This is a genomic window from Mesorhizobium carmichaelinearum (genome assembly GCF_900199455.1).
In the GTDB taxonomy this organism is placed as follows: Bacteria; Pseudomonadota; Alphaproteobacteria; order Rhizobiales; family Rhizobiaceae; genus Mesorhizobium; species Mesorhizobium carmichaelinearum.
Window position 1 is genome coordinate 1 of the sequence record NZ_FZQR01000082.1, and the last position, 6,108, is coordinate 6,108.

Annotated in this window: 2 protein-coding genes and 6 pseudogenes; 3 read left to right on the forward strand and 5 right to left on the reverse strand. The window is 61.7% G+C overall.

The window, feature by feature from the left end:
* Nucleotides 1-248: 248 nt before the first annotated feature.
* The 3 genes and pseudogenes from scpB to CKW40_RS41715 all read right to left on the reverse strand — a co-directional run bounded on the left by scpB (nt 249) and on the right by CKW40_RS41715 (nt 2,656).
* Nucleotides 249-826 (reverse strand): annotated as a pseudogene (scpB, locus tag CKW40_RS41705) (SMC-Scp complex subunit ScpB).
* Between the two features lie 117 nt (nt 827-943).
* Nucleotides 944-1,946, reverse strand: a pseudogene (locus tag CKW40_RS41710) (DUF1403 family protein).
* Nucleotides 1,947-2,248: 302 nt separating this feature from the next.
* Nucleotides 2,249-2,656, reverse strand: coding sequence for a hypothetical protein (locus tag CKW40_RS41715; RefSeq protein WP_244571559.1), 408 nt, complete (start codon nt 2,654-2,656; stop codon nt 2,249-2,251).
* Nucleotides 2,657-3,096: 440 nt separating this feature from the next.
* Here CKW40_RS41715 and CKW40_RS41720 point away from each other — a divergent pair.
* From CKW40_RS41720 to tnpC, 3 pseudogenes are all read left to right on the forward strand, one after another.
* Nucleotides 3,097-3,283 (forward strand): annotated as a pseudogene (locus CKW40_RS41720) (transposase); the annotation flags it as partial.
* 154 nt (nt 3,284-3,437) lie between these two features.
* Nucleotides 3,438-3,677: pseudogene (locus CKW40_RS41725) on the forward strand (hypothetical protein); the annotation flags it as partial.
* A 215-nt stretch (nt 3,678-3,892) separates the two neighbouring features.
* A pseudogene (gene tnpC, locus CKW40_RS41735) lies at nt 3,893-4,903 on the forward strand (IS66 family transposase); the annotation flags it as partial.
* Nucleotides 4,904-5,101: 198 nt separating this feature from the next.
* Here the strand turns inward: tnpC and CKW40_RS46165 are convergent.
* Nucleotides 5,102-5,212: pseudogene (locus CKW40_RS46165) on the reverse strand (helix-turn-helix domain-containing protein); the annotation flags it as partial.
* 331 nt (nt 5,213-5,543) lie between these two features.
* Nucleotides 5,544-5,903 carry a transposase gene (locus CKW40_RS41745; protein ID WP_244571560.1) on the reverse strand — a complete coding sequence of 120 codons (360 nt, stop codon included), beginning with the start codon at nt 5,901-5,903 and terminating at the stop codon, nt 5,544-5,546.
* Nucleotides 5,904-6,108: the final 205 nt, after the last annotated feature.

Consider the following 6,108-nt stretch of genomic DNA (forward strand, 5'->3'; position numbering starts at 1 on the left):
CAAACCCGCCGACCTCAACCCGCAAACCCCCGCCTTCCATCACGACGGATCATCGCCGGCGCCCGACGAGGCTTGTCAAAATGCACTCCGAGGGCGGCCAGATCGCCGATGCAGGCCGCCGAAAGCCGATCGCCGTGCATCAAGCGGGCTAGATGCATCGCCCTCGCCGCGCCTCAGAGGTGACCGGCTTTACCCGGGGCAACTCACGTTTGATGGTGGACGTTAAGCGCCGTCCTACTCATCACCATTCATGCCGAATCCCCTTCCGCGTCGTTGCAGACCGGCATGATCTCACCAGCCAGCAACTTCTCCTTCGACAGCAACCCGGCGTCCTCGAGCGCCTCAAAATCCGGCAGGTTACGCAACGTGTCGAAACCGAACTCCAGCAGGAATTCTTTGGTCGTAACGTAGGTGTAGGGCGCGCCCGGCATCGGACTGCGCGGACCGGACGCGATCAAGCCGGCGCCGCGCAGATGGCCGATCAGGTCGCGAGAAATCTCTTTCCCAAAAAAACGACGACAGTTCCCCACGTGTAATCGGCTGGAAATAGGCGATGCACATCAGCACCAGCACGTCCGACTGCCTCAGGTCCACCGCACGCCCGTTGCCGCCTTCGGCGGTGCCAAATGCACTGCGGATGGCGTCGGCGTAGGCCGGGCGGGTCAGGTGCCGAAAATCGCCGGCGACCGCCACCAGATCGTAGGGCCGGCCGCGCAATGTCGTCGATCAATAGGTCGATGCTGCAGCTCTTGCCGACTATGCGGGCCAGCGTTTCGCGGCCGACCGGCTCGCTTGCCGCAAAAATCGTTGCCTCGACGCGATGCATCCATTCTCGCCAGCGCGCCTCCGGCGGCAGGTGATCCAGCTCCCGGTCAAACAGCTGGTCAGCTGATCGACCGTCATCTGACCGGCTCCCCCCTCGGCGCTGCCTCCGCCATGGTCGTCAGAGCCCGTAGATGCGGAAGGTGGGACGGCCGGAAAGCTCGCGCACGGCGCCGAGTTCGACGAGCCGGTCGAACAGGCGGCGCAGCCCACGGTCACTCATGCCTGCGATCTTTTCGGATGCCACGATCGCATCGTCGGAAAGGAGCTTGTCGACAACAGCGTCCGCTGCTTTGGCTCTAAGCTTCGGCGTGACGGCAAGCAGCCGGTCCGCGCGGCGCCCGAGTTCGGCGTGAAGATCAATTGCGCGCAACGCAGCGCGTGCCTGCGCGGCAAGCAGACCTTTCGCACGCTCAGGATCTGTCACTATCCTTGTCGCCACAGAAGTGGCTGCCGATCGATGCGGGCGCGCCCGCTTCGGCGCCCAACAGCGGCACCGCGTTTGCCCAACCCAGCCGTTGCGCCAGCAGGACGTCGGCGAGCCAGGCTCCAAGGACGCGCCCCAAGCCGTCGCGTTCGGCATCGCGATGGCGCCAGTCATCATTCCCGCCGTCCCGTCACTGGCGGCGAGCTGCCGGAGATTGTCCGTCAGATCGCTCGCGCCCTCGTCATTGCGCGCGAAACCGAGGTCATCCAGCACCGCGCCGACACTCGCCTCGGTCAGCAGTTTCTCCGCAGGCGTTCCGGCCAGCCGGCGCCAGGCGAGAAGCAAACGACCGGCGGGCCCGACATTGTCGCCCGGGCTTGTCAATAGCACGGCGTCGCGTAGCGCGCTTTCTTCCTCGACGCGGCCGGCCCGCTTCGCCGTTACCGCGGCCGCCGAATGCGCCAGACGCTGCCGCCAGGCGCCGGCCCGCCGCTCCTGCCGGCGGACCACCGCATCGAGCGCGCCGATGGCAGCGCCGTCAGCGAGCGCGACCTCCTCGACATCTTTTCCCGCAAGACTTTGCGCATCCGGGATGGCCCCGGCGCAGCCAGGCCGGCACCGTTGCCATCGGCGCGGTCGAAAGGGCACCGCCAAACGCGGCGTAGTGGCGCGGAGAGGATTTGGGACGCAGAATCATCGCAACACGATGAAACACGGCGGCGCTTTTAGCAACAGAAATGGACAACAAGCGCTGTGCCTGTCGTGCCGATATAACGAATGACACTGTCCTCCACGGGCACTGTCCGCCAGCGGACCCGAGAAGACCCCCACCTTCCGCACCACGCCACTTGACAGTCCCGCCCGCCGCCGTGGGGCGGGCTTTCGCCCTCCCCCCTCTGTCCGGGGAGGCTTAGCCCGAAAGGGTTTTCCCTTCGGGAAACACACACCCCGGGAGACAGACCATGACCGAACTCGCAAACTTCATGCGCTGGCGCTCTGCTAATCGAAACCACGTTCGTCCACAGGTGCAATCTTGCTTCTGTCAAATAAAATCACCTCGTACGAGTTTCCATATTCCGTCTTCACTCCATCCAAGCCGTATCTCTGCGCCAAGGTAGTCCATGCGCCTAGTTCGTCAGGGAACACTTGATCACCCTGCTCATCCATGATCGCTAATTTGAGGGACTCTTGCCCCTCGATAACAAAGTACTTTCCAGAACTACCTGCATAGCCGCGTGCCGCGTTTACATCGTTTTCTGAGGTCATCCAAATTGCTTCGCCCGTGTACCCGCTTTGCCCCGAACCGCCCCACACCCCATCCCTATTAGCATGGTTGAACTTTGTTCCCGCTGGAAGTTCTTCCATCTTCTTCTTCTCCCAACCAACTGAGGCTGCAAGCTCTTCCATCTCCTTGCTTTCCCAACCAACTAAGGCTGCCTGATGTATGTGGTGACCGGTTTGCCTCTTGTCCTCAGCCGAAACCTGACTACTCGGTACGAGGACGGTCGCAGCAAGGATCATCCCCTTCCAGAAAGACGGGGGATGCACTCGATAAATCGGGATGGCCGCGGTGGCGGTCTCTTTCGGTGAGGATCTCATGTAAGGATTTCCCTGTGCTCGTTTGTGAATTGTCCGCCATCGCATCAGTCTCGCGATCAATCAAGACGAACGGAACTTGTGTAGCGGCCAGAACTGACAATAGCCTGAAAGCATTGCGCGAAGGTCAGCGACTTGCTGTATGTTAGAACGTGCTTTCCTTGATCCGAAAGGTGGGATCCGCGCCAGCTATTGGATGCCTACCGCAATTTGCTGCCTTGGGCAATGTTCGCCGCGCGGAGGAGAAGATGCGCATCATCTATACGACGAATGCCATCGAGGCGCTGAATTCAAAGCTGCGCCGGGCCGTGCGTACGCGTGGCCATTTCCCCGGTGACGGCGCAGCCATGAAGCTGCCTATATCTGGTGTTGAACAACGCCGCCGAGGAATGGAAACGTCCCCCGCGCGAGTGGGTGGGCCGCTTTCATCAGTTGTAGAACCGCTCGCCGAAGATGACGGCGAGCTGTGTCTTTGCCCCGAGCCATTTCCGGGGCGCCCGTCTTCTCGACCGCGTTGTTAATAACGATATATAATTATCAGGCGAGAGCAGAGACTAACACAAAGGGCAGGATGCAGCGATGCTGAAAACCCCGCCAAACGAATTGGCGTCGTGCCAATCCAAGCAAATATGATGCTCATCTTGCTGTGCAGCGGGCAGTGAAGGCAGGCGAGTTGGAGGAACAAACGTGTGAGGTCTGCAGAGTTGAAGCGGTCGATGCCCATCATGATCAATATGACGAGCCTTTAAGGGTACGGTGGTTATGCCGACGGCATCACACGAGACCTCACCACTATGGAGAAGATATATTTCCGGTCAGGAATGAACTTTAAAGGCCTTTACCCTCAGCGTCTTTTGAAATCGACAACAGTGTTTGTGCACAGATCCTTCAGTGATCTTGCTTTAGGCGATCGGCACCCTCAATAGCCGGTTTAGCGTCGCCATGCCCTTCAAACACAACACCTCCCGTCGCCATCGCATCGGCAAGATGAAATTCAAGGTGACGAACTGACGGGAGTATGAGGCGGGACTTCGTCGGCGCGGCAGTTTGACCGTGTGGCTGACACCGGAAGCCCTTTCGTCGTGGCAAGCGCCCAGACGCAAGACCCGCGGCGGCCAGCACCGCTATTCCGACCTGGCGATCAAGACTGCGTTGACGCTGGGCCTGGTATTCGGCCTGCGTCTGCGCCAGACAGAAGGTTTGCTGGGATTCCTGCTGGCACTGATGGGACTGGATCTCGCCGTCCCCGATCACACGACGGTGAGCCGTCGGGCACAGACGCGGCAAGCGCCCAACAGACGGCCTGATCGCCAGGTTCCAGCGCACGGGTCGGCTGGCGAGGAAGCAAAGGAACAGGCTGCCCCGGCCGAACGTCAGGCGCGCACGGCGAAGCGCCGCGCCAACCGGGGCGCCCTGCCCGCGCACCTTCCTCGCGTCGAGACGGTCGTCGACATCGACGACCACGCCTGTCCCTGCTGCCGCAGCGACCTGCACAAGATCGGCGAAGACGTTAGCGAACGGCTCGACATCGTGCCGGCGCAGCTGCGCGTGATCGTCGTGCGCCGGCCCAGATACGCCTGCCGCGCCTGTGAGGACGTCGTCATGCAGGCACCTGCGCCGGCGCGACTGATTGAGGGCGGCCTGCGAACCGAGGCGACGATCGCACAGGTTCTGGTGTCCAAGTATGCCGACCACCTGCCGCTCTATCGCCAGGCGCAGATCTGGGCCCGGCAGGGCATCAATCTCGATCGCTCAACGCTCGCCGACTGGGTTGGCCGTGCCGCCTGGCACCTGCGTCCGGTGCACGAGCGGCTGCTGGCGAAACTGAAAACCTCGCCGAAGCTCTTCGCCAACGAGAGGACCGCGCCGGTGCTCGATCCCGGTCGCGGCAAGACCAAGACGGGGCAGCTGTGGGCCTATGCCCGCGACGACCGGCCTTGGGACGGAGACGATCCGCCCGGCGTCGCCTACGTCTATGCGCCCGACCGCAAGGCCGAGCGGCCGATTGCGCATCTCGATGGCTTCAGCGGTATCCTGCAGGTCGAGGGCTACGGCGGGATGGGCGGCGCGATACTCCTGCCACAACAGCGTCAGCGTCACCCCCTTGCGCTTCAGCTCCCTGGCGATCAGCGCAAGGTCCGGTTCGCTCAGGTCTTGCGGCGGACGACCGGCACGGCCAAACAGCAGCCGCTCAAGCGTCGCGTCGTCGTGGCCCGGCGGCAGCGGCCAGCATGACAGCTCGGCCTCTCGCGCCCGCAGCAAATAGGTCGATACTGTCCTTTTGCTGATCTTGAGCCGTTCCGACACCTCACGCACCGAAAGACCCTGCTCATGGGTCAGGCGCAAGATCGCTTGGATATTCCTCACGCTCGTTCGTCTCGCTTGCTTCCGTTTGGCATGGCCCCTCTCAACATCATCGTGAGAGGCCAAACTGCCAGAACGGCGCAGTCGAGAACCGACCGCCAAATCCGCTCCCGAACGCTGTCCGGGATTTAGCGGAATCGCTGTCCGCGAATTACTGAAATCACTGGGATTTAGCGAAAAGGGTGTCCGGGAATTAGCGAAACACGCAGGCCGCCGATAGCCATAGCAGGTCAATTCGTCCTGGATGTCCTCGATGAGGGTGACGAGGTCCGCGTCCGAGAGGTTGGCCGTTTGGTCGTCGCGCGATAGTAGAAGGTGCTTTTCGGTAGGTCGATCACTTGACAACCCCGTCTGACGGAGCAGGCCGGGGCCGGTGACGATGAAGAATCTCTCGCTGTCGCCGGCGGTCGCCAGCCGCGGCGTTTTTTGGCAAGGTCCAATTCCATCGTGAGTTGACCGACCTTGCGCTCGAGGCCGCGATACGCGCCTCGTATTCAGCAATGACGCTGGCCTCAGCTTCCTCGTCATTCAGTTCGCCCCGATCGAACTGGGTCAACGACAGCTGGATGAGGTTTGCCGAGACCTCGTAGGTACGCTGGGCATCGCGGCGCCCGATGACGCCACCGCGGATGTCCTGGCAAAGCTGCAGTTTGAATTGCATCGAGTGACGACGGTATGGACCTCGTGACTTCATGAGCCTTCTCCGTTCAAGGCCCATCGAGCGTATCAGTTTTTCAGGTTCTCTTGGTCCAGCCGGTGGGGTTCACTCCAATGCCGGGTCATGTATGGATGCCCCCGTTCGCGCAAGGCTTTTCTTCGAGCGGTTTGAACGTGTGATCGGATGCGGTCATGTATCAGGCCTTTGATGCAGTCCGGATACGACTGCTGGCCGGTATGGA

Bases quoted from the DNA above. Each gene is read 5' to 3' on its own strand.
- CKW40_RS41745 (WP_244571560.1), bottom strand. From the start codon at position 5,903: ATGAAGTCACGAGGTCCATACCGTCGTCACTCGATGCAATTCAAACTG.
- CKW40_RS41715 (WP_244571559.1), bottom strand. From the start codon at position 2,656: ATGGAAGAGCTTGCAGCCTCAGTTGGTTGGGAGAAGAAGAAGATGGAA.